This window comes from Kitasatospora sp. CB02891 (assembly GCF_002803145.1).
Lineage (GTDB): Bacteria > Actinomycetota > Actinomycetes > Streptomycetales > Streptomycetaceae > Kitasatospora > Kitasatospora griseola.
Genome location: NZ_NNBO01000019.1, coordinates 1 through 21066 on the forward strand (window position 1 = coordinate 1; position 21066 = coordinate 21066).

Below are 21066 nucleotides of genomic sequence, written 5' to 3' on the forward strand. Positions count from 1 at the left end.
GCCGCGCGGCGGAGTGGCCGCCGAGCCGCGCGCCTGGGCGCGGCGGGACTCGGCGCGGCCGCCGGGCGCCGGTGCGTCGTCGTGGCTGCCCGCCCGGCGGCGCGGGACGCCCTGGGACGGCGCGTCGTCGCGATAGGGAGCGTCCTGCCGGTAGGCGTCGCCCTGCGGCGGCTCGTTCTCCCACCAGCCGGCGCCCCCGTCCGACGCCCCCGCCCTCTGGCCTGCCATACACAACACCCTTCACCGGAGGCGGCCTTCGGGCGCCTCAGCAATCGCTCCGTCTGCTGGGCGGACGGATGAAGCTATGAGAGCGGAGCATATAAAGGGATCATTGCCGAGTCACGGCCCGGGGCACCGCTCCGAGCACTCGAACGACGTGTGCGGACCGCCGGTTCCCGTTCTCCCGTGTGAGACAGGCGACTTCGGCGCGCCGACCGGTTCCGCGCGATCCTCCCCGCACTGCGACCGTCCCCGGATTTCTCCCGCGTTTCCGCACGCCAGGGCGGTTGTAGGATGACCGGGCAAGGAGTTGTAGGATGACCTACATCGAACCGTGGACGTGAAAGGAGCCCGGCGTGGAGGGACTGCAGGCGGCCGGGCGGCGTTCGCTGGTGGACGAGGCGATCGAGCAGCTGCGTGAGCAGCTGGCGGCCGGGGCGTGGCCGGTGGGGTCGCGGATCCCGACCGAGCACGAGCTCGCCGAGCGGCTGCGGGTGGGGCGCAACACCGTGCGGGAGGCGATCCGGGTGCTGGTGCACGCGGGGATGCTGGTCTCCCGGCAGGGCGAGGGGACGTTCGTCCGCTCGACCAGCGACCCGGCGTCGGTGCTGCGCGGGGTGCAGCGCTCGGGGGTGCGGGACGTGCTGGAGGTGCGCGCCGCGCTGGAGACCGAGGCGGCCCGGCTGGCCGCCGAGCGGCACACCCCGGACGACCTGGCCCGGATGCGGGCGGCGCTGGCCCGGGAGGCCGAAGTGATGGCCGCGCACCCCGAGCGGGCCGGCCGGGAGGCCACCGTCGAGCACGACCTGGAGTTCCACACGGCGATGGTCGAGGCGGCGCACAATCCGGCGCTGACCGAGGTGTACCGGTACTTCGGGGCCTCGGTGCGGGAGTCGATGCGCGCGGCGTTCGGCGACCACGAGATGCCGGAGGTGGCGATCGGCACCCACGCGGCGCTGGTCGACGCGATCGAGAGCGGTGACCCGGAGCGGGCCGAGGCAGCCTGTCGGGCGCTGCTGGCGGAGCCGACGGCGGCGGTGGAGCAGCTGCTCGCCGAGATCGCCGCGCGCAAGTAACGCCCCGCCCGCCGCCCGGTCCTCCTTCTTCTTCCACCCGCACAGAGAGTCAGCCCTGCCATGTCGGTCACCCGTGCCGTGCAGCCCGTCCTCGATCCGAAGGTCGGTACCCGAACCGCCAAGTTCGCGCACCCCGCCCTGCTGTTGGTGGGGATCGTGCTGGTGGCCCTGAACATGCGGGCCTGCCTGGCGGCGGTCTCGCCGATGGTGGCGGAGATCCAGCACACCTTCGGGCTGTCCGCGGCGGCGAGCGGCCTGATCACCACGGTGCCGGTGCTGTTCCAGGGCGTGGGCGCGCCGCTGACGCCGCGGCTGACCCGCCGGTTCGGCACCGAGCGGGTGGTGCTGGGCGCGGTGCTGGCGCTGGGCGCGGGCGTGCTGCTGCGGGTGCTGCCGTCGGTGTGGACGCTGTACGCGGGCTGCATGGTGATCGGCGTGGCGATCGCGGTGCTGAACGTGTCGATGCCGGGCCTGGTGAAGCGGGAGTTCCCGCACCGGGCGGCCATGATGACCGGTGTCTACTCGACCACCATGCTGGTCGGCGCGACCATGGCGGCCGCGCTGTCGGTGCCGCTGGAGCACGCCCTGGGCGGCGGCTGGCAGGCCTCGCTGGGCGCCTGGTCGGTGCTGGCGCTGGTCGCCGCGGTGGCCTGGCTGCCGCAGGTGCTGAAGGCCCGTCAGGAGGCCACCGTGCCGCTGCGGGTGGCCCCGGCGGCGGCGCCGCAGAAGCCGGCCGTCAGCCCGTGGAAGTCCCCGCTGGCGTGGCAGATCAGCGCGTTCATGGGCATCTCCTCGCTGCTGGTGTACACCCTGGTGGCGTGGATGCCGACCGTGCTGGCCGACCACGGGATGCCGCGCGGCGAGGCCGGTCTGGTGTTCGCGTTCAGCAACCTGGTGCAGGTGGTCGGCGCGTTCCTGGTGCCGCTGGCGGCCGGCCGGATGACCCGGCAGCGCGGGCTGGCGCTGGCGATGGCCGGGCTGAACGCGGCCGGCATCGCCTGGCTGCTGCTGGCCCCGGTGTCGGGCGCCTGGTTCTCGGCGGCGGTGCTGGGTCTGGCGCAGGGCGGCTCGCTGGGCCTGGGCCTGGCGTTCATCGTGCTGCGCACCGACAGCGTGCTGGGTGCGGCGCGGCTCGGCGGGATGAGCCAGGCGGTGGGCTACCTGGTGGCGGCGGCCGGCCCGGTCGGCGGCGGCGCGCTGAAGCAGCTGACCGGCAGCTGGGACGCGACGCTGATCGTGATGCTGGTGCTGGCCGCGGTGGCGGCCGTGGCCGGCTGGGGCGCGGGCCGCGACCGGACGGTCTGACGGCACCGTCGGGAACGACGGAACGGCGGGGACGGCTGCAAATGCCGTCCCCGCCGTTCCGCGTCGTCCGGGCGGGCCTACTCCTCGCCGTTGAGGGTGAGGCCGGACAGCTTGACCGAGGCCAGCGCGGTGGCGCCGACGGCGGCGACGATCAGCAGCCACACCGCGGTGGTCAGTCCGACCGGGGCGGTGACGGTGCCGTCGGCGGCGATCGCCTGGGTCACCGACAGGCCCCACTGCTGGACGGACAGGGTGCGGGCGCCCTCGACGTAGTTGCCGATCAGGCTCTCCCAGATCAGCGCGTACGCGAGACCGGCGATCACCGCGTGCCGGGTGACCACGCCGAGCAGCAGGAACAGCGCGCTGTAGGCGGTGCCGGCGACCACGGTGCCGAGCGCGTAGCCGAGCGCCAGGTTGTCCGCCGTCCCGTAGACGATCAGGCCGGCCACGTAGGTCGGCAGGGCGGCCAGCAGCCAGGTGGCGCCGATCGCGACGGCCAGTTTGGTGGTGACGATCTGCCAGCGCGGCAGCGGCTTGGCCAGCAGGTAGACGATCGAGCCGTCCTCGATCTCGGTGGCGATCACGCCGGTGCCGACGATCAGGCCGGTGATCGGGACCAGCGTGCCCAGGGCGAGGTTGCCGAGGATGCTGTGCGCGAGTTCCAGCTTGTCGAGGGTGCTGTTGCGGGCGATCACCGAGATGACCAGCAGCAGGACCGGGACGGCCAGCAGGATCAGGACGCGCCGGCGGCCGAACAGGCCGCGCGCGGTGAGCCTGGCGACGGTGGTGTTCATCGTGGGCCCTTCAGGACGAGACCAGGTACGAGAAGACGCTTTCCAGCGACTCGTCGGCCGGGGAGACGGTGTACAGCCGGATGCCGGCCTCGCGGGCGACCTTGGGCAGCAGGGTGGTGAAACGCTGGAAGTCGATCGCCTCGATGCGCAGCGCCCCCGCGGCGGAGCCGCCCTCGGGCAGGGCCTTGGCGTCGAGCTCGATGCCCGCCGTGGAGCCGTCCGCGATCAGCGCGGAGGCGAGCCGCCGGTCGTCGCTGGAGCGCACCAGGTAGCGGTGCGGGCGGTCGGTCATCAGGCGGCGGATCTCGCGGAAGTCGCCGGAGGCGGCGTGCCGTCCGGCCACCACCACCTCGATGTGGCGGGCGAGTTGCTCGACCTCTTCGAGGATGTGCGAGGAGAACAGCACGGTGCGCCCGTCGGCGCCGAACCGGCGCAGCAGTTCCATGAGTTGGAGGCGCTGGCGGGGGTCCATGCCGTTGAACGGCTCGTCCAGCAGCAGCACCGCCGGGTCGTGGACCAGGGCGGAGGCCATCTTGACGCGCTGCTTCATGCCCTTGGAGTAGGTGCCGGTCTGCCGCTCCTGGGCGTACTCCATCTCGACCAGCGCGAGGGCCCGCCGGGCGGCGGCGCCGGGGTCGGCGAGGCCGTGCAGTTCGGCGTTGGCGAGGACGAACTCCCAGCCCGTCAGGTAGTCGTACATCGACTCCTTCTCGGGGACCAGGCCGATCTGCCGGTAGACCTGCTGGTTGCGCCAGATCGGGACGCCGTCCAGGGTGACCGCGCCGGAGGAGGGGGCGAGGAAGCCGCTCATCATGTGGATGAGGGTGGACTTTCCGGCGCCGTTGGGGCCCAGGAGGCCGGTGATGCCCGGTCCGATGGTCATGGTGACGTCGTTGACGGCGACCACGTTGCCGAACCAGCGGGAGACCTTGTCGATGGTGATGACGGCCATGGCTGCCTCTCAGACGTTCCGGTAGCGGCGCAGCATCAACGCGTAGCTGCCGGCCGTGAGGAGGACGATCACCGCGCCGAACACCAGCACGCCGGCGGTGCCGGGGGCGGCCATCCGGTCGAAGCCTTCGCCGCCGGTGTCGAACAGCGTGTTGACCAGGCCCTCGACGGTGCGGGTGGGCGACATCAGCTCGGCCCAGTGCGCGGACTCCCTCGGGACCGGGTCGAAGCCGCCGGTCAGGGCTCGGACGATCTGCGAGACGCCGCTGGTGATCATCAGGCCGCCCATGATGGCGGCGACGCCGAAGCCGCGGCGCGGGGTGGCGGCGGCGATCAGCAGGCCGATCGCGGAGTACAGCAGCGCGTACAGGACGGCGGCGATCAGGCCGTACATCAGGTGGGCCAGGTTGTCGCCGACCGGGAAGCTGTTGAGCATCGCGCCGACGAACAGCACCAGCAGCGGCAGCGTCATGATGATCAGCAGGGCGCTGACCATGGCCGCGAACTTGGCGGCCACGTAGTCGCTGCGGCTGGCCGGCCGGGAGAAGTACAGCGGGACGACGTGGTGGCGCAGGTCGCGGGACATCAGCACGGGGGCCTGCGCGGCGAGGAAGATCTGCGCCAGCACCCCGAACCTCGACAGGTAGACGCTGTAGTCGATCGGCATCTGCTTCAGGTTCGCGAACGCGACGATGGCGATGATCGCCAGCGTCGGGGCGACCAGTGCGCCGAACAGCAGGAACGGCAGCACCTTGGACTTGCCGGAGCGGCCGAGGCCGAACGCGGCGCGCAGGCTCTGCACGTACAGCGAGCGGGTCGCGTAGCGACGGCCCAACCGGGGCCCGGTGTACGGGCGGTAGCCGATGTCGTGGATGACACCGCGGTGGGTCTGGGCGGGGGTGGTCATGCCTGCTCGCCTCCTGCCGGCACGGCCGCGGCCTGCTCGTGGTGCGCCTCGTGCTGTTCTGCTGCCTCGGAGTCGGTGCTGAAGATCTCGGCGACCCGGTGGCGGCGCTGCTCCAGCCGGATCAGGCCGAGGCCGAGGTCGTCCACGGTGTCGCGGACGGTGTCGTAGGTCTCGTCGCCGGTGAGTTCCACCAGCAGGATGCGGCCGCCGTCGGCGCGCACCGTCAGCCCGGCGGCGGTCAGCCGCTCGCGCAGCACCGCCTCGGAGTCGAAGGCGCGGTCGGTGGGGTGGTCGGTGACCTCGACGGCGAGCAGTTGGGTGGCCTCGGTGAACGAGGCGGTGGAGGAGGACCGCAGCAGCTTGCCGCCGTCGATCACCACCAGGTGGTCGCAGGTGCGCTCCAGCTCGCCCAGCAGGTGAGTGGTGACCAGCACCGAGATGCCGAAGTCGGTGTGGACGCGGCGGATCAGGCCGAGCATCTCGTCCCGGCCGACCGGGTCGAGGCCGTTGGTCGGCTCGTCCAGCAGCACCAACTGCGGGTCGTGGACGAGGGCCTGAGCGAGTTTCACACGCTGCTTCATGCCGGTCGAGTAGCCGCCCATCGGGCGGTAGCGCTCCTCGTACAGGCCGACGTGGCGCAGCGTGTCGGCGGTCCGCTCGCGGGCCGCGGCCGCCGGCAGGCCGGACATCCGGGCCATGTGCACCACGAACTCGGTGGCGGACACGTCCGGCGGCAGGCAGTCGTGCTCGGGCATGTAGCCGACCCGTTCGCGGATCTCCGCGCCCTGGGTGGCGATGTCCAGGCCGAGCACCCGGCCGGTGCCTTCGGTGGCGGGGGACAGGCCGAGGAGGATCTTGATGAGGGTGGACTTGCCCGCGCCGTTCGCTCCGACCAGTCCGACCACGCCGGGCTGCACTTCCACGGTGAGCCGGTCGAGGGCGGTGACCCGGGGGAACCTCTTGGTGAGGCCGTCCGTCTTGATGACTGTGGACACGGTCATCAACGTAACGCCGGTCACCCGCGCTGCGGAATGCGCTGAGAAGCTGACCTTTCGTCCGCCCACGGGATGACGCTCCGGCCCCGCCCCCTAGGGGTACCGGGGGCGGGGCCGGTTCACCGGTACACCGATGATGCGTCAACTCCGGTGCGTGGCAGCCAGGTTCAGGCGAGCATGGCGCTCTGCAGCAGCACCACCTGGCGGAACGCCTGGTCCGGGACGCCCTGCGGGTTGGTCAGCTGGACCAGCCCGACCAGGTCGCCGTACTGCAGCCAGCCGATCCGGCCGGTGGGCCGGTCGCCGGACTTCGCGTCCGAGTCCCGGACGTTCACCTGGCCGACCGCCACCGGGTAGCCGAAGGCGGCGATGTCCACGTGGGAGGCCTCGATGTCCTTGGTCGCGGTCATCAGGTTGACGCCCGAGTAGAAGTTGCTCGCCTCGTCCTGCGAGCCGAACCGGAACAGCCGCAGCTCGGCGCGGGTGCCGTCCTTGGCGGTCCAGCCCTGGGCGGCCGCACCCCGGCAGGCGTCGCTGATCAGGAACTTCGTGTACTTGTCGTCCTTGGCCAGCATCGCGTCCCGGTCGCACGGCACCCAGCGGCCCACCACCGGCGGCAGGGTCGCGGAGGCGCTCGCGGAGGCGCTCGGGGACGCGCTCGCGCTCGGGGACGCGGCCCCGCTCGGGCTCGCGCTCGGGGCGGCGGACGGACCGGTGCCGACGGCGCCCTTGGGCAGCGGCAGCAGCAGGCCGCGCAGGTCCGCGGTGTGCTTCTTGAACTTGTAGTCGGCCGGGGCCGAGGCACCCGCCGGCAGCGGAGGCAGCGTCAGCTCGGGGAAGACGTACCGGCCGTCGTTCGGCGTGGCCAGGCCGGGCAGGTCGGTGCGGTCCGGCAGGGTCACCGCGACGGCGGTGGCCGCGCCGAGCACCACCGTCGTCAGCACCGCCGCGCCGACCTGCCAGAACCGCTTGTGGTCGCGCTTGCGCGCCTCGACCGACGCCTCGTCACCGGACTCGCCGGGGACGGCCCACGGGTCGTCCGCCGGCGCGTCACCCGGCGCGGCGTCGGCCCCCGCCGGCCGGTCGGGAGCGGTCCAGGCGTCGGGCTGCACCGCGTCTGCCTGCGTCGCGTCGGCCTGCTTGGTGTCGGCCTGCTTGGTGTCGGCCGTCGTCGAGGAGGTCGGCTCGCCCGGCTCGACCGGCCCGGGGTTCGGGGTGATGTCGGTGCTCATGCGGTGGCTCCCGGGGTGGCCAGTCGGTCGAGTTGCTGACGGAACAGGTCGACGACCCTGTTCTGGTCGAGGGGCGCGACCCCGGCGACGTCCATCTGCACCAGCAGGTCGCCCACGCCGGCGTAGCACTGCAGGTAGTCCAGCTGGTCACCGGCCTTCAGCGTCGGCAGGGCGCAGTGCGCCTCCGCGTGTCCGGCGACGCCCGGGCCCGCCCGGTACAGCTCGTTGTCGGTGTACCACTTGCCGTACGAGTTGTTCTCCGCGGCCACCGCCTGCTGGTTGAACTGGCTCAGCACCAGCGTCACCGTGGTGCGGTTGTCGATGTAGGTCAGGCTGCGGGCGCCGATGGCCTGGATGTGCAGCGAGGACAGCGCGCTCTCGGCGTCCTTGCGGTACTTCTCCGGGACGTCGGCGAGGGTCTCCTTGAGGACCTTGTCCAGGTCCGCGTCGCGGATCTCGTTGTCGTTGCCGATCGACTTGTAGTCCGGGCCCAGCTCATAGGCGGACGGCACCGGCAGCAGCAGGTCGCGCAGGCTGCCGAAGTGGTTGCCGTTGGACTTCGCGCCCCACGCCTGGCTCGGGCTCGCCGAGGGCGCGGGCGCCGCGGCCACCGGAGCCGGGGAGTCCTTGTAGTGGACCTTGATGATCACCTCGCCGATGCCGACGCCGACCAGCGCCGCCGCGATCACCGCGGCGACGGCCTTCTGCACGGTGCGGCGCGGCTTCACGGCCGGGGCGGCACCCTGCGCGGCCTCGGCGGTGATGAACTCCGGCGCGACGGTGTCCGGTTCGACGACCGCGGCGTCGACCGTCGTGGCGTCGACCGTCGTGGCGTCGACCGTCGTGGCCTCGGCGGCCGGGGTGACGGCGGGCGGCTGCACTGGCGCGGCCGGGGTGACGGCGGGCGGCTGCGCGGGCGCGGCCGGCTCGGGGGATTCGATGTCGGTCACGCGAGACGCTCCCACTGTCGCTTGGCGATGTCCTCCAGCTGGGACCGGTCCACCGGGTTCTTGGAGTGGACCGACACGAACATCAGCACGGTGCCCTTCCGGGCCAGGGCCTCGGCCCAGTAGTACTTCTCGGTGCTGCGGGCGTAGGTCGTGGCCTCCTGGGCGACCATGATCATGCTGTCGTCGTTGCCCGGGATCTTCGACAGATCCATGCCGGACGTGCGCGAGACCATGGCCGAGATCGCCCCGGCCGCGCTCTCCGGCTTGTACTGCATCAGGTTCACCCGGTACTGGGTGTCGTCGACCGACCAGCCGACCGCCGCCTGTCGACGGAAGCCGCTGCTCAGCAGGTTGTTGAACGCCTCGGCGCTGTCGCCGAAGGTCTCCGCCTGGTCGTCGGCGGTCATCCAGCCGTCGCCGTCGCCCAGGAGCAGGTCCTTGCTGCCGTCCGGACGCTTGATCAGCAGCTCGCGCAGGTCGCCGTCGATGTTCAGCGGCTGCGGGCCGGCCGCGGCCAGCGCTTTGGGGTCGACCCGCTCGGCCGAGTACGTGAGCTTCGGTGCGACCAGCTCGGGCAGCGGCGTCGCCGGACGGGCGGCCTGGATGCCGTAGCCGATGGCCCCACCGATCACCGGACCGGCCACCACGGCGATCAGCAGCATGGCGCCGACCCCGAGCTTCCGCTTCCTGCGGGCGGGCTCCTCGCCCGCGGCGAGCGTCTCGACCTGCTCGAAGCCTTCGCCCGGCTCGGTCTGCTCGGTCGACGAAGTCTGCTCGGTCGGCTCGGTCGGCTCGGTCGTCGGCGTCTTGGACAGTGCGTCGGACGGTGCGTCAGCAGTCGCGGACGCGGGCGCCTCGGTGGGTGCCGGCGGGATGGCCGTCGGGGGTTCGGACGGCACGGCGGCGGCCGCCCCGGGCTCCGCGGCGCCCGTGGACTCGGTGCTCAACTGGTTCTCCTGGAAGAAGAGTTCGGGATGGCCGTCAGCCGTTGGTGAGGCGGTCGCGCTCGCGCTTCATGGCGTCGAAGAGCAGCGCCTTGTCGGGGTCGCCCTGCACCTCGACGGTGATCTCGTAGACCACGTCGCCGACCACGCCGATACCGATCAGTGCACCGGTGTACGCCTGCTGCTTGGGCTTGAAGATGTAGCCCTTGGCGTTGGACACCCCGTCGATGTCGAACGAGTCGCTGCTGTAGCTGGAGTGGTCGGCGAAGCCCTGCGCGCGGTCGGTGCGGCCGAAACGCTTGAGTTCCGAACGCACCTCGGTCTTGCCGTCCCGCAGGCGGTAGGTGCGGCCGGCGGCGTCCTTGAAGCCCCAGGAGTCCAGCACCTCCTTGATGTCGACGCTGTCGTTGTACTGCGCCTGGAGGTCGTCCGTGCTCAGCATCGCGCCGTCCGGCGAGCCGTACGGGTCGGCGTTGTCCGGCACCGGCAGCAGGAAGTAGCGCAGGTCGCCGCTGTGCTTGCCGCCGGAGACGCTGCCCTGCAGCGTGCTGGCCGGACGCGGCGGCGCGGGCGGCGTCGGGGTCGGGGTCGGGGTGGGCGACGGGCTGGGCGAGGCGCTCGCACTTGCCGAGGCGCTGGTGGCGGGCGCCGGGGCGGCAGCCACGTGCGCGGCCCGGTCGGGCTTGCCCACCGCGACGGTGACGGCGGCACTGGTCGCCGTCACCGCGAGCAGCACGGCCACCGACAGCGCCACGCCCGCCGCCCGGGGCAGCCCGCGGTCGGCGGCCGGCTGCTCGACGACGGTCTGCTCGGGACCGGCCGGGGCCGGGGCGGCCGGGGTGGGTTCGGTGGCCGCCGGCCGGTCGGCGGGCTCGGCGGCCGGCTCCTGACCAGGGGTCGGTTCGGAAACGGACAAGGGTCTCCCCCCAGAGTGCGCGTGGACGACCGCACGGCACGGCACGAGCCGTCCCCCCGGTCGGCTCTCGGGCACCGGTGTCACCATGCGGTGCACGAATTATGAGAGCCCTGTGCAGTCGTCAACAACACGATTGGGCCACCGATTTGCCGCAATTACCGGCCAATCGGACAGGCCGTGACCGAAACGCAACCCCGCCCGGATCAGCTCGTGCCCGAGCCATCCTTCGTGGACGGAGCAGGCGGCTCCGAAGGGGCATCGGCGGGCGCGGCGGACGGCTCCTCCGGCGTCGGCTGCGCGGGCTGCGCGACCGGTTCCACCGGTGCGGCCGGAGTGGGCGGCGCGGGCGGCGCGGGCGGCGTCGGCTGCGTCGGAGGCGCGGGCGGCGTCGGAGGAGCCGGAGGCGTCGGCTGCGCGGTGGGGTCGGACAGCCGGATGCCGGCGGCCTCGGCCAGGGCGATGTCGAGGCGCTCCTTGCGGATCCGGCGGTCGATGTACATCACGCCGTTGGCGATCGGCGAGAGCGGCGCCGTCACCACGGCGAACAGCAGCATCAGCAGCGCGCCGAGCACCATCACGACGGTCAGCCCGCCGGTGCTGATCACCTCGCTCGGCCGCTGCGCGTCGACGTCGTCGATCACCAGCGCCGGCATCAGGCTGGTGATGACGACCCAGAACGGGACCAGCACGATGTTGGCCGCGAGTCGGCCGGCCATCGACACCACGATGCTCAGCAGCAGGCTGCGCCACCAGTTGCCCTCGTTGAGCCGCCAGGCCCGGCGGACCGCGGCGACCGGCCTGGCCTCCTCCAGCACCAGCACCGGCACCTGCAGCGTCAGCCGGATGGCAACGAACATGATGGTGATGCCGACGGCCGGAACCAGCAGGAACGCGAACAGCATCGGCAGCGGGTTGCTGGTCCACACCGCCAGGCCGAACGGGACGGCGAGCGACAGGACGTACGCCAGGATCATCGGCCCGATCACCATGGCCTCGGACTGCACGGCCGGCCACAGCCGGGGCGCCGCCTCCTTCCACGCCTGACCGGTCGTCATCGGACGGCCGAGCGCCGCCGCCCGCAGCACCACGATCGACAGCGGGGCGGCGACCAGGTACACGGCGAGCAGCGCCAGTCCGCACACCAGGAACACCAGCAGCATCGGACCCATCACGTCCCACAGCTGCTGCGCGGTGGCCGCCTCGTCCCCGTCCGGCAGCCGGTCGAGCGCGTCGCGCAGGCTGCCCACGCAGAGCACCATGACCAGCACCACCGGCACCACGCCGATGCCCGCCACCGCGAGCAGCGGCAGGTACAGCGCCTTGGGGTAGCGGCGGATGGTGTCGAACACGGCGTTGAACATCTCGCCGAACGACAGCGGGCGCAGCGGGATCACGCCGGGCTTCGGTGCGAGCGGCACGGCCCCCCAAGGCCCCTGCCCCCATCCGCCGGGCCCACCCGCACCGGGCTGCCCGTACCCCGGCCAGTAGCCCGGCCCGGGGGGCTGCCCGTTCCCCCACTGCCCGCCGGGCTGCTGCCCGTAGCCGCCGCTTTCCCCGCTCATCGGTACCCCCTTCAGAGACCCTCGCCCCGGCAGGTGCCGGGTTGCGACGAGCCTAGGACTCCCCTCCGGCCGCACCCGCCCCGACCCCTTGCCGGGCCCACCAGTGCACTTGATGCTCCATCAACTCAGTTGCGACAGGCCCTCCGTGGCGATCCGCTCGAAGACCGCGAGGTCGTTCGCGAAGATCGAGTCCGGCACGGGCCAGTGCACCACCAGTTCGGTGATACCCAGTTCCTGGTACGTCCCCGCCCAGTCCACGAAGGCGTCCACGGACTGCAGCGGCCGCTCGGCGGTCGACCCCTGCAGCAGCACCTTCTCCAACTCGCCGACGTCCCTGCCCCGTTGCTCGCAGGCCGCGGCCAGCTTCGCCAACTGCCCGGCGATCACCGCGGGCGCCTGCTCCACCGGCACCTCGGCGGGCCCCTTCGGGTCGCCGTACGTCACCCAGCCCCGGCCGTACTCGGCGGCCAGCCTCATCCCGCGCGGCCCGGCCGCCGCGACGTAGAACGGCACCCGGGGCGTCTGCACGCAGCCGGGGATGTTCCGCGCCTCCACCGCCGAGTAGTACGCGCCGTCGCGCGTCGTCGCGTCCTCCCGCAGCAACTCGTCCAGCAACGGCAGGAATTCGCCGAACCGGTCGGCCCGCTCCTTCGGCGACCAGGCCTCCTGCCCGAGCGCCGTCGCGTCGAACCCCGTCCCGCCGGCCCCGATCCCGAGCGTCACCCGCCCACCGGACACGTCGTCCAGCGTGATCAGTTCCTTCGCCAGCGTCACCGGGTGCCGGAAGTTCGGCGAGGTCACCAGCGTCCCGAGCCGAATCCGCTCGGTCACGCACGCCGCCGCCGTCAACGTCGGCACCGACCCGAACCAGGGCGACTCCCGGAAGCTCCGCCAGCTCAGGTGGTCGTACGTGTAGGCCGCGTGAAAGCCGAGCTCCTCGGCCTGCCGCCAGATCTTCTGTCCCTCGGCCCACCGGTGGATGGGGAGGATCACCGTACTCAGTCGCATGCTGCCGACCCTACGCGCGCAGGGCCGGGCGGTGGTCGGCAGCACGCCGGGGTGCGGGGGGACAGGGGCAGGACGCCGGCCGTGCTTCGGGCGGGAATTTCGGTCACGGTCCGTGGTGGGCTTCCACTACGCTACAGCCGCGCGCAGGGGGGACCTGGCGCCGCCGCGGTCGAGCCGTGGCCGTTCGACTTCGAGGAAGACAGAGATGCGCATATCCAGGAGTGCTCCACGTCGCATTCTGAGCGCCGGGATCGCGGTTGCCGCCCTCGGCGCCGGGACGCTCGTCCTCGGCGGGGCGGCCCAGGCTAACTCGCAGCCCGTGACGTTCCAGCTCAAGGACATCGTGATCCTGCCGGGCGAGTCCGACCGTGCGCTGTCTCCCGACGGGATCTACGGGCGCGCGGACGGCACCTGGGTCTACGCGGTGAGCTCGAAGCCGCTGACCGACGCCGGCGCCTCGCTCGGGCTTCCGGACGGGGTGAGCGTCAAGGTGGGTGTCCCGGGGCCGAGTTCGAGCTGCGCGGCGGCGACGGGGACGGCCGGCGTGTACACCTGCGACGTCGTTCCTTCGTCCAGCCCGTTCGCCTCGCCGGTGATCGGCGCGTCCGACGCGGCGCACGACGGGACCGTCGCCTACTACGGTGCGGTCTTCGTGCCGAGGGGCGGGAACGTCGCGGACGCCGTGACCAGGGTGAAGACGGTGGGCAGCAGCCCGGCCAACGGCCCGACGAGCGAGCAGGCCGCGAAGGTCACCGTGGAGACGTCCGAGCACGTGGCCAGGAACACGGTTCGGCTGACCACTCCGGACCTGGCGGCCGGCAAGTCCGTCACCCAGCAGGTGACGGTCCACGCGGTCGACCCGGGCAAGCTCCAGCTCCACTTCAACAGCGCGGCGGGCCAGCCGAGTTGGCCCACCTTCCCGACGCCGGTCGGGGTGAAGGTCACCGACTCGACGGCGACCCCCGCGGGTACCTGCAACCACGTGACGAGTGACCTCAACTCACCGACCACGATCGTCTGGTGCGACCTTCCGGCCGGCGACAGCACCATCTCCTACACCCTGGCCGCCCAGCCGGAGACGGCGAGTTGGAAGGTGGACGTCCGGGCCGAGTACCAGGTCCTCACCTGGGGCGCCGGCAACCCGGTCGCGAACAGCACCTTCGCCCTCCAGGGCACCGCCCCCGAACCGTCCGGCTCCCCGACCGCCTCCCCCACCGCTTCGCCGACGCAGACGCCCACCGACCCGGCGACCACCCCGGCCCCCGTCACGACCACGTCGCAGCCCTCGACCCCGGCCTCGACCTCGGCCGGCTCCCCGGCCGGCACGGCCGCCCCGGTCGCCCCCCGCCCCAGCAACACCGGCGGCACCCTGGCCAGCACCGGCACGGACGACCTGGCCCCGGCAGTCGGCGGCGGCCTCGCCCTGATCGCCGGCGGCGCCCTCGCCCTGGTGGCCCTCCACCGCCGCCGGGCTTCGCACCGCTGACCCGGGCGTCGACGGCAGTGCCAGGCCGCCCTCCAGCGGCCCCGTACTGCCGTCGCCCTCGGTACCGGACCGTCCCCCGGTCCGCCTGGCGGGTCCGGACCCGGCCGGAGGCGTGCGGCGGCGGGGATCGTTCATCCGCGTTTTCCGGGAGGCCACGGCGGGGATGCCGGGCGTTGGCTCGGCGCTGGGACGCTCACGGGCACATCCAGCCATGCTCGCAGGGAGTGTCATGCGATTCCGAGTCCCGTCCGCGGTACCGCTGTTGGCGGTCGGTGCGGCCCTGGCCACTGTTGTCACGACGGCGCCGAGCGCGCTGGCCGCGCCCGGGGCGCCGGGGCAGCGCCCGTCGTTCTGCGGGCACGACAACCGGCACACGCCGTTCGCCGGGTACCTGTGCGCCAAGCCCGGGGAACTGCTGGACGTGCGGATCGGGGACGTCCACCCGACCCAGCCGTCGCTCGGCTACGACGAGGTGTACTACAAGCTCGGCCGGTACACGCTCGGCAAGGACGCGATCAACAAGAAGTTCAGCGACTGGTGCGAGGCGGACGGCCGGATCGAGGCGGTCGCCGTGCAGCCGAACGCCCGGCTGGACGACCCGTCCTCGTTCACCTGCACGCTGCCGGTCGGCGCGGAGACCGCCGACAGCGAGGCCGCGATGAAGACGGTGGTGATCGGTCCCGGCGGCGAGCCGTTCCTGACGGACGGTCACCACACCCTGACCTCGTTCTACGAGACCCCGGACGGCGGCGCGAACCTGCACGTGCGGCTGCGGGTGCTGGCCAACCTGAGCACGCTGACCCAGAAGGACTTCTGGGCGCAGATGCAGGCCAACAAGTGGGTGTACCTGAGCGACCCGCAGGGTCACCCGGTGGAGATCAACAAGCTGCCGACCTCGGTCGGGCTGGCCAACTTCCAGGACGACACGTACCGCAGCCTGCTCTACTTCGGCCGCGACATCGGCTACACCCAGAACTCGGTGCCGTTCCAGGAGTTCTACTGGGGCAGCTGGATCCGGGACACCGCGCCGGTCGACCTGTCCGGGTGGAACCGCTCGGACCTGACCAGCTACCTGGCCGCCGTCAAGGGCACCACCCAGACGATGGTCGCGCTGCCGAAGAACACCGTGATCGGCAGCGGCTTCACCGCCTCCGACCTGGGCGCGCTGGACCAGTGGAACGCCGGAAAGGCCGCCAACAAGGGCGAGTTCGACAAGCTGAGCAAGCCCTACTCGGACGCCAAGCCGGGCAAGCTGGCGTACGCGCTGGAGTACAAGAAGGTCAACGGCCTGGGCTGAGACCGACGACGAGGGGGCCGGCGGAGATCCGCCGGCCCCCTCGACGCGTCCGAAAGGTCAGGAACCGAGCAGGGTCGCCGCCGGGGCCGGATCGGCGGCGGCGCCGCTCACGGCCTTGGAGACCTGATCGGCCGTCAGCGCCTTCTTCCAGACCTGGACCCCGGCGATCGAGCCCTTCCAGGCGTCCGACCACTGCCCCTTGTAGCGGGCCCGGCCGAGCTCCAGCGGGCCGGTGCCGGCCACGATCGACGGGGCGGTGGTGGTCTGCGCGAGGATGCCGTCCACGTACAGCGAGATGCTCTTGGCCTTGGCGTTGTACACGCCGGTCAGGGTGGTCCAGCGGCCGGTGGCGGCGGCCGCGCCGGACACCGCCATCGCGCTCTTGCCGGCCTCGTTGGCGGTCTGCACCTTGAAGACCCAGCGGTTCTTGTTGCTCCCGGAGTCCTCGCGGCCCAGGTAGAAGGAGAAGAACTGGTCGCCGTTCTGCGAGAGCGCGGCCTTCGACGCACTGGCGGCGTCGTTGCTGACCACCGCGGAGACGGTGAAGTCCTTCGTGGTGTCCACGGACGCGTCGGCGGCCTCGGCGTAGCCGTCGCCGCTGCCGGTCAGCTGCAGCGCCTTGCCGTCGCGGCCGTCGGCGGCGCCCACCTTCGCGGCGCTGCCGAGCTTCAGCCCGGGCACCGGGGCGCCGGCCTCCGCACCGGAGCCGCCCTGACCGGTCTGGCCGGCCTGACCCGCGGAGGCCTTCGGGGACGGGTCGCCACCCGCCTTCGGGGCTGCGGCGGCCGCGGCGGCCTTGGGCGTTGACGGACTGTCGGCGCGGTCCTGCACCATCACCGCGACGGCGACCATCCCGGCGACCGTCACCAGGCCGGTGGCGAGCGCGGTGATGCCGAGAGTCCGCTTGCGGCGGGCCTCCCGCTCGTCCGCGTCCGCCATCGCCCGCCAGTACGCCGCGTCCGATGCCCCGACCACCGGCTCTCGGGTCGCGCCCGCACTGCCCGCCGTCCGCCTGCCCGCCACGTTCTCCCCGATCCGTCCGCTTGCTCGTCGGCGGAACTCTAGGCGGCCCCGTTCGAACACGCGAACCGGAACGCCGGGCGTCCCTCCGCCCCGAACACCGGAATCGGCGTCGGGGCGGAGGGAGTTGATCCGGGATCGGTCAGCCGCGGTGGCCGACGGCCCGACGACGGGCGGCGAACGTCACGGCACCGGCGCCGAGCAGCACCAGGGCGGTGCCGCCGATCAGCATCGGGGTGCTGCTGGAGCCGCCACCGGTGGAGGCGAGGTTCCCGGCGCCGACCGGAACGGCGGTCGGGCTCGGAGTGGTGCTGCTGGTCAGGGCGGCCGGGACGACGACCGGGGCGGTGGTGTTCCGGGCGGTCGGGGTCTGCGCCGGGGTGCTCGGCGCCGAGGGGGTCGCGGCCGGGGTGGTCGGCGCCTTGGTGGTGGCGGTGGGCGCCGGGGTGGTCGGGGCGCCCGGGTGGACGATCGGCAGGGTGAAGTGCGGGTGCTCCTGCACGTGGTTCTGGTAGGGCTGCTGGACACCGACCCGGACGTCGACCTGCTTCTGCGCCGCGGTGGAGTGCGAGGTGACCGAGAGCCGGAACCGGAACCGGGTGGCCCGGCCGGGCGCCAGGTCGGTGTCGAGGAAGGAGTAGTCGCCGCGCAGCGTCGGATCGCAGCCGGGCTTCAGCGCGATGGTCTTCCAGACGCCCTGGTGCGCGACCTCCAGGACCAGGTCGGCCGCGTGCAGGGTGCCGTCCAGGTCACCGGACTCGTTGAAGAAGGTGGGGAACGGGTGGATTCCCTTGAGGGTCTCCGTGCCGCCGTTGTAGACCTCGACGCCGAACTCGACCGGGGCGCCGCCCGCGGTGATCGTGCCGGCGTCCTGGTCGAACACCCCGACGCTCGGCTTCGGCTCCGCCGCCGGGGCGGGCGAGGAGGCCGGGACCGAGGCCGGCGCGGACGCAGAGGCGGAGGCAGCGGCGGCCGGCTGGTCGTCGCCGCAGGCCCAGGCGCTGGTGGCCCCGCCGAGGACGGGGACGGTGGCGCCGAGGACGGCGGTGGCGGCGAGAACGGCGAGGCGGGTGCGGCGGCGGACGGACATCGGAAGTTCCCCCCAGGAACTGGTGACGGTGAGTGGTGGTGCGGCGGTGTGCCCCTGATCGTTTCCGCTGGCCGGGCGAGCGCCGTAAGAGAATCCTGTCGAACGGATGTCCCGCCCCGATCGGCGATTCGTCATCGAACGGCAACAGCCGTTCGGACCCGCAACACCGGTGTGCTCCGGCGGCTTTGACGCCCTGGCACCCGGCCGGGGGGAGCCCGGGCGCCCGGACGGCACTTACCCTGCACAGATACGGGGAGGGGGTATCGTGGCGAGGGTGGAGCGGACCGGGCGGGCGACGGACCCCGCCGGGCGGACGGTCGCCCGGTGGACGGTGCTGTGCGCCCTGCTGCTCGGGCTGTTCCTGATGCACGGCAGCCCGGCGAGCGCCGCCGGTTGCCATCGCACGGCGGAGACCGCGGTGTCGGCCCACCACGCCGGGGCGCACACCATGCAGGGGAGCGCCCGGGAGGCCGTTCGTGCGCCGGGCGCGCACGAGGGGTCGGCCGTCGACTGCGTCTCCACCCAGGCCCGCGACCACCTGCCGCCGGCCGGCCCGGCCGCCGGCGTGCCGTGGCCCCACCCGCAGTCGTCCGCGACCGGACCGCTGCCCACGGGCGGCGCCGAGAGCGGCCGAGCGCCGCCGGACGGCGGGCGGGAGTTGCTGATCCGGGTCTGCGTCGCCCGCAGGTGAGGGCGCCACCCGGCCGTCCCCGTCGGGGGGCCGCCGGGCGCCGCGTCCTGTCCGCGACCGCGCACCGCCGGTGCGCGCAGCACCTGGAGCGAACTCCGATGACCCGCACCACCACGACCACCCGCCGCACCCTGCTCACCGCCGCGGCCGCCGCCGCGCTCGCACTGACCCTGGCCGCCTGCGGCAGCGACGCGATGTCCGGCATGGACCACGGCGCCGCGCCGTCCGCCACCGGCTCCGCCGCCGGGCACGACATGCCCGGGATGAGCCACGGCCCCGACGGCATGGCGGGCATGAGCCACGGCCCGGCCGGCAGCAGCGACGGGCTGGCCGCCGAGCAGGGCGGCTACCGGCTGGACGGCGCCCTCACCGGCGCCGAGTACCGGTTCACCGTGACCGGCCCGGACGGCAAGGTGCTGACCTCGTACCAGCCCGAGCAGACCAAGGAGATGCACTTCTACGCGATCCGCTCCGACCTGTCCGGCTTCCAGCACCTGCACCCGGTGCGGTCCGCCGACGGCGCCTGGACGGCCCCCCTGGCCGCCCTGCAGCCCGGTGAGTGGCGGATGTACGCCTCGTTCGTCCCCGGCGCGGGCAGCGGCAAGGGCACCGGGCTGGTGCTCAGCCGCACCGCCACGGTGGCCGGGCAGGCCACCCCGGTGCCGCTGCCGGCCGCCGCCACGACCGGCGCCGTCGACGGGTACACCGTGACGGTGGCCGGTGCGCCGAAGGCAGGCGCGGCCGGGGAGTTGACCGTCACCGTCAGCAAGGACGGGCAGCCGGTCACCGACCTGGAGCCCTACCTGGAGACGTACGCGCACCTGACCGCCTTCCACGCCGGCGACCAGGCGTTCGCGCACCTCCACCCGGAGACCGCGGTCACCACCGGCGGCGGCGGGCCGACCCTGTCCTTCCACGCCGAACTGCCGAAGGCCGGCGACTGGCGGCTGTTCCTGCAGTTCCAGACCGGCGGCGTCCTGCACACCGCGGCGCTCACCCTGAACGTCGCCGCCTGATCACGACGGACCCGCCCCTCCCGGGCGGGTCCGCTTCTCGCACGAGTGCGCGAAGATGGACGGATGACCGCCTCCCCGCGCCCCCGCCTGATCGCCACCGACCTCGACGGCACCCTGCTGTGCCCCGGCGGGACGGTCTCCGCCCGGACGGCGGCCGCCCTGGCCGCCGCCGAGGCCGCCGGGCTGCAGGTGGTGTTCGTCACCGGCCGCCCGCCGCGCTGGATGCGCCACCTCGGCCCGCACATCGGCGGCCACGGGGTGGCGATCTGTTCCAACGGCGGCGCGGTGGTCGACGTCCGGCGCGGCGAGCTGCTGGAGACCAGCCCGCTGGACCGCGCCGACACGCTCACCGTCGTCGACCGGCTGCGCGCCGAACTGCCCGACACCGCCTTCGCGTTCGAGTTCCCGGACGGCTTCGCCCGGGAGCCCGAGTACACCGTCTTCCTCGGCGAGTCCGAGAACGACCACCCGGTCGGCCCGGCCACCGAACTGCTCGCCTCCGGCCAGGTCGACGGCCTGTTCAAGCTCCTCGGCAAGCACCCCGACCTGTCCCCCGACGAGTTCCTCGACCGCGCCCGCGCCGCCGTCGGCCCGCTCGCCGAGGTCACCCGCTCCAGCCCCATCCCGCTCGTCGAGATCAGCGCCCCCGGCGTCACCAAGGCCAGCAGCCTGGCCCGCTGGTGCGCCCAGCACGGCATCGACGCCACCGAAGTCATCGCCTTCGGCGACATGCCCAACGACCTCGAGATGCTCGCCTGGGCCGGCCAGTCCTACGCCGTCGCCAACGCCCACCCCCTGGTCCTCTCCTCGGTCACCCGCCACACCGTGAGCAACGAACACGACGGCGTCGCGGCGATCATCGAGACCCTCCTCTGACTTCCGGGACATCCTGGGCCTGTCACACATGGGTTACTGCACATTTGCCATGGGGAGCTCCCGCCCCGGCCGGACCCGGGTGACAAGCGTCTCGCTGCGCGCCGAGACCCTCGAAGCGATCCGGGCGCGCGCCGGGAAGCAGGGCGTCTCCTCCTGCATCGAGGAGGCCGTCCAGCGGCAGTTGCAGCGGGAGGCCCTCGACGGGTTCATCGCCGCCGCGGAGGACGAGCACGGCCCGGTCGACCCGGCCGAGGTCGCGGCCCTGGTCGAAAGCGTCCGCGCCCACCATGCCGCGCACCCCGGAGACGCTCCCTCGGACGCCGCATGCGCGGGACGCTGGTGCTCGACAGCGAGGCACTCTCCAGGCTCTCCCGGCGGCACCGTTCGATGACCACCTGGCTGGACGCCGCCCGCACGCTGGACCTGCTGCTGGTCACCGGCGCCGCCACCCTGGTCGCGGCCCGCGACCCGAAAGCGCCGCAAGCGGCCTACGACCACGCCGTCTCGCTCACCAAGGTGCGCCCCGTCACCGAGGAGGTCGCCCGGGACGCAAGCAGGCTGCCGGCAGCCGAGGGCCTGCACGGCCACAAGTACGCGATCGACGCCGTGCTCGCCGCGACGGCCCATCTGGAGCGCGGCCGGGTGACTGTCGTGACCGGCGACACCGACGGTCTGCGGCGACTGTGCCACCCGCGCATCGCGGTCCTGCCCGTCTGACCTCCCGTCAGCCG

The 21066-nt window shown here is 73.0% G+C and carries 21 protein-coding genes and 1 pseudogene; 9 read left to right on the top strand and 13 right to left on the bottom strand.

Annotated elements, in window-relative coordinates:
• Window positions 1-228, bottom strand: a pseudogene (locus tag CG736_RS31300) (LytR family transcriptional regulator); the annotation flags it as partial.
• 347 nt (window positions 229-575) lie between these two features.
• Here CG736_RS31300 and CG736_RS31305 point away from each other — a divergent pair.
• Window positions 576-1295 (top strand): FadR/GntR family transcriptional regulator, encoded by a 720-nt coding sequence (locus CG736_RS31305; RefSeq protein WP_100589526.1) that lies wholly within the window; start codon window positions 576-578, stop codon window positions 1293-1295.
• Between the two features lie 60 nt (window positions 1296-1355).
• Entirely contained in the window at window positions 1356-2600 is a 1245-nt protein-coding gene (locus CG736_RS31310) for an MFS transporter (RefSeq protein WP_100589527.1), read from the top strand.
• 77 nt (window positions 2601-2677) lie between these two features.
• Here CG736_RS31310 and CG736_RS31315 read toward each other — a convergent pair whose 3' ends face one another.
• From CG736_RS31315 to CG736_RS31365, 10 genes are all read right to left on the bottom strand, one after another.
• The gene (locus CG736_RS31315; RefSeq protein WP_100589528.1) at window positions 2678-3394 is read right to left on the bottom strand and encodes an ABC transporter permease; all 717 of its coding nucleotides are present in this window, start codon (window positions 3392-3394) and stop codon (window positions 2678-2680) included.
• 10 nt (window positions 3395-3404) lie between these two features.
• A complete protein-coding gene (locus CG736_RS31320; RefSeq protein WP_043915433.1) occupies window positions 3405-4346 on the bottom strand; it encodes an ABC transporter ATP-binding protein in 942 nt (313 codons plus the stop codon).
• A gap of 9 nt (window positions 4347-4355) precedes the next feature.
• Window positions 4356-5252: an ABC transporter permease gene (locus tag CG736_RS31325; protein ID WP_100589529.1), complete on the bottom strand. Its 897-nt coding sequence runs from the start codon at window positions 5250-5252 to the stop codon at window positions 4356-4358.
• Window positions 5249-6253 (bottom strand): ABC transporter ATP-binding protein, encoded by a 1005-nt coding sequence (locus CG736_RS31330; RefSeq protein ID WP_100589530.1) that lies wholly within the window; start codon window positions 6251-6253, stop codon window positions 5249-5251. Before CG736_RS31330 ends, CG736_RS31325 begins: the two co-directional genes overlap by 4 nt.
• Window positions 6254-6414: 161 nt before the next feature.
• Window positions 6415-7479, bottom strand: coding sequence for a hypothetical protein (locus tag CG736_RS31335; protein ID WP_100589531.1), 1065 nt, complete (start codon window positions 7477-7479; stop codon window positions 6415-6417).
• Window positions 7476-8429: a hypothetical protein gene (locus CG736_RS31340; RefSeq protein ID WP_100589532.1), complete on the bottom strand. Its 954-nt coding sequence runs from the start codon at window positions 8427-8429 to the stop codon at window positions 7476-7478. Before CG736_RS31340 ends, CG736_RS31335 begins: the two co-directional genes overlap by 4 nt.
• On the bottom strand, window positions 8426-9376 hold the full coding sequence (locus tag CG736_RS31345; RefSeq protein WP_100589533.1) for a hypothetical protein: 951 nt from the start codon (window positions 9374-9376) through the stop codon (window positions 8426-8428). The genes CG736_RS31340 and CG736_RS31345 overlap by 4 nt, the downstream gene beginning before the upstream one ends.
• A gap of 34 nt (window positions 9377-9410) precedes the next feature.
• Window positions 9411-10289: a hypothetical protein gene (locus tag CG736_RS31350; RefSeq protein ID WP_157815812.1), complete on the bottom strand. Its 879-nt coding sequence runs from the start codon at window positions 10287-10289 to the stop codon at window positions 9411-9413.
• A 203-nt stretch (window positions 10290-10492) separates the two neighbouring features.
• A complete protein-coding gene (locus CG736_RS36675; RefSeq protein ID WP_157815813.1) occupies window positions 10493-11851 on the bottom strand; it encodes a hypothetical protein in 1359 nt (452 codons plus the stop codon).
• 120 nt (window positions 11852-11971) lie between these two features.
• Complete coding sequence (locus CG736_RS31365) at window positions 11972-12859, bottom strand: LLM class flavin-dependent oxidoreductase (protein WP_100589536.1); 888 nt, start codon at window positions 12857-12859, stop codon at window positions 11972-11974.
• 319 nt (window positions 12860-13178) lie between these two features.
• Between CG736_RS31365 and CG736_RS31370 the strand changes: the two genes are divergently transcribed.
• Together CG736_RS31370 and CG736_RS31375 are read left to right on the top strand one after the other, a co-directional pair.
• Window positions 13179-14345 carry a hypothetical protein gene (locus tag CG736_RS31370; protein WP_100589537.1) on the top strand — a complete coding sequence of 389 codons (1167 nt, stop codon included), beginning with the start codon at window positions 13179-13181 and terminating at the stop codon, window positions 14343-14345.
• Window positions 14346-14574: 229 nt separating this feature from the next.
• Complete coding sequence (locus tag CG736_RS31375) at window positions 14575-15642, top strand: ParB/Srx family N-terminal domain-containing protein (RefSeq protein WP_198520673.1); 1068 nt, start codon at window positions 14575-14577, stop codon at window positions 15640-15642.
• A 57-nt stretch (window positions 15643-15699) separates the two neighbouring features.
• Here CG736_RS31375 and CG736_RS31380 read toward each other — a convergent pair whose 3' ends face one another.
• Window positions 15700-16617: a LamG domain-containing protein gene (locus CG736_RS31380; RefSeq protein ID WP_100589539.1), complete on the bottom strand. Its 918-nt coding sequence runs from the start codon at window positions 16615-16617 to the stop codon at window positions 15700-15702.
• A gap of 187 nt (window positions 16618-16804) precedes the next feature.
• Window positions 16805-17752, bottom strand: a complete 948-nt coding sequence (locus CG736_RS31385) for a hypothetical protein (protein WP_100589540.1) — start codon at window positions 17750-17752, stop codon at window positions 16805-16807.
• Window positions 17753-18017: 265 nt separating this feature from the next.
• Between CG736_RS31385 and CG736_RS31390 the strand changes: the two genes are divergently transcribed.
• The 5 genes from CG736_RS31390 (at window position 18018) to CG736_RS31410 (ending at window position 21052) form a co-directional block, all read left to right on the top strand.
• Window positions 18018-18443, top strand: a complete 426-nt coding sequence (locus tag CG736_RS31390; protein ID WP_157815814.1) for a DUF6153 family protein — start codon at window positions 18018-18020, stop codon at window positions 18441-18443.
• A 98-nt stretch (window positions 18444-18541) separates the two neighbouring features.
• Entirely contained in the window at window positions 18542-19459 is a 918-nt protein-coding gene (locus CG736_RS31395; protein ID WP_100589542.1) for a hypothetical protein, read from the top strand.
• Window positions 19460-19522: 63 nt separating this feature from the next.
• A complete protein-coding gene (locus CG736_RS31400; RefSeq protein WP_100589543.1) occupies window positions 19523-20335 on the top strand; it encodes an HAD family hydrolase in 813 nt (270 codons plus the stop codon).
• A 49-nt stretch (window positions 20336-20384) separates the two neighbouring features.
• The gene (locus CG736_RS39060) at window positions 20385-20726 is read left to right on the top strand and encodes a hypothetical protein (RefSeq protein WP_369880777.1); all 342 of its coding nucleotides are present in this window, start codon (window positions 20385-20387) and stop codon (window positions 20724-20726) included.
• Window positions 20660-21052 carry a PIN domain-containing protein gene (locus CG736_RS31410; RefSeq protein ID WP_100589544.1) on the top strand — a complete coding sequence of 131 codons (393 nt, stop codon included), beginning with the start codon at window positions 20660-20662 and terminating at the stop codon, window positions 21050-21052. Before CG736_RS39060 ends, CG736_RS31410 begins: the two co-directional genes overlap by 67 nt.
• The last annotated feature ends 14 nt before the right edge of the window (window positions 21053-21066 follow it).

Bases quoted from the DNA above. Each gene is read 5' to 3' on its own strand.
- CG736_RS31310 (WP_100589527.1), top strand. From the start codon at position 1,356: ATGTCGGTCACCCGTGCCGTGCAGCCCGTCCTCGATCCGAAGGTCGGT.
- CG736_RS31315 (WP_100589528.1), bottom strand. From the start codon at position 3,394: ATGAACACCACCGTCGCCAGGCTCACCGCGCGCGGCCTGTTCGGCCGC.
- CG736_RS31320 (WP_043915433.1), bottom strand. From the start codon at position 4,346: ATGGCCGTCATCACCATCGACAAGGTCTCCCGCTGGTTCGGCAACGTG.
- CG736_RS31325 (WP_100589529.1), bottom strand. From the start codon at position 5,252: ATGACCACCCCCGCCCAGACCCACCGCGGTGTCATCCACGACATCGGC.
- CG736_RS31330 (WP_100589530.1), bottom strand. From the start codon at position 6,253: ATGACCGTGTCCACAGTCATCAAGACGGACGGCCTCACCAAGAGGTTC.
- CG736_RS31335 (WP_100589531.1), bottom strand. From the start codon at position 7,479: ATGAGCACCGACATCACCCCGAACCCCGGGCCGGTCGAGCCGGGCGAG.
- CG736_RS36675 (WP_157815813.1), bottom strand. From the start codon at position 11,851: ATGAGCGGGGAAAGCGGCGGCTACGGGCAGCAGCCCGGCGGGCAGTGG.
- CG736_RS31365 (WP_100589536.1), bottom strand. From the start codon at position 12,859: ATGCGACTGAGTACGGTGATCCTCCCCATCCACCGGTGGGCCGAGGGA.
- CG736_RS31375 (WP_198520673.1), top strand. From the start codon at position 14,575: ATGCGATTCCGAGTCCCGTCCGCGGTACCGCTGTTGGCGGTCGGTGCG.
- CG736_RS31385 (WP_100589540.1), bottom strand. From the start codon at position 17,752: ATGTCCGTCCGCCGCCGCACCCGCCTCGCCGTTCTCGCCGCCACCGCC.
- CG736_RS31395 (WP_100589542.1), top strand. From the start codon at position 18,542: ATGACCCGCACCACCACGACCACCCGCCGCACCCTGCTCACCGCCGCG.
- CG736_RS31400 (WP_100589543.1), top strand. From the start codon at position 19,523: ATGACCGCCTCCCCGCGCCCCCGCCTGATCGCCACCGACCTCGACGGC.
- CG736_RS39060 (WP_369880777.1), top strand. From the start codon at position 20,385: ATGGGGAGCTCCCGCCCCGGCCGGACCCGGGTGACAAGCGTCTCGCTG.
- CG736_RS31410 (WP_100589544.1), top strand. From the start codon at position 20,660: ATGCGCGGGACGCTGGTGCTCGACAGCGAGGCACTCTCCAGGCTCTCC.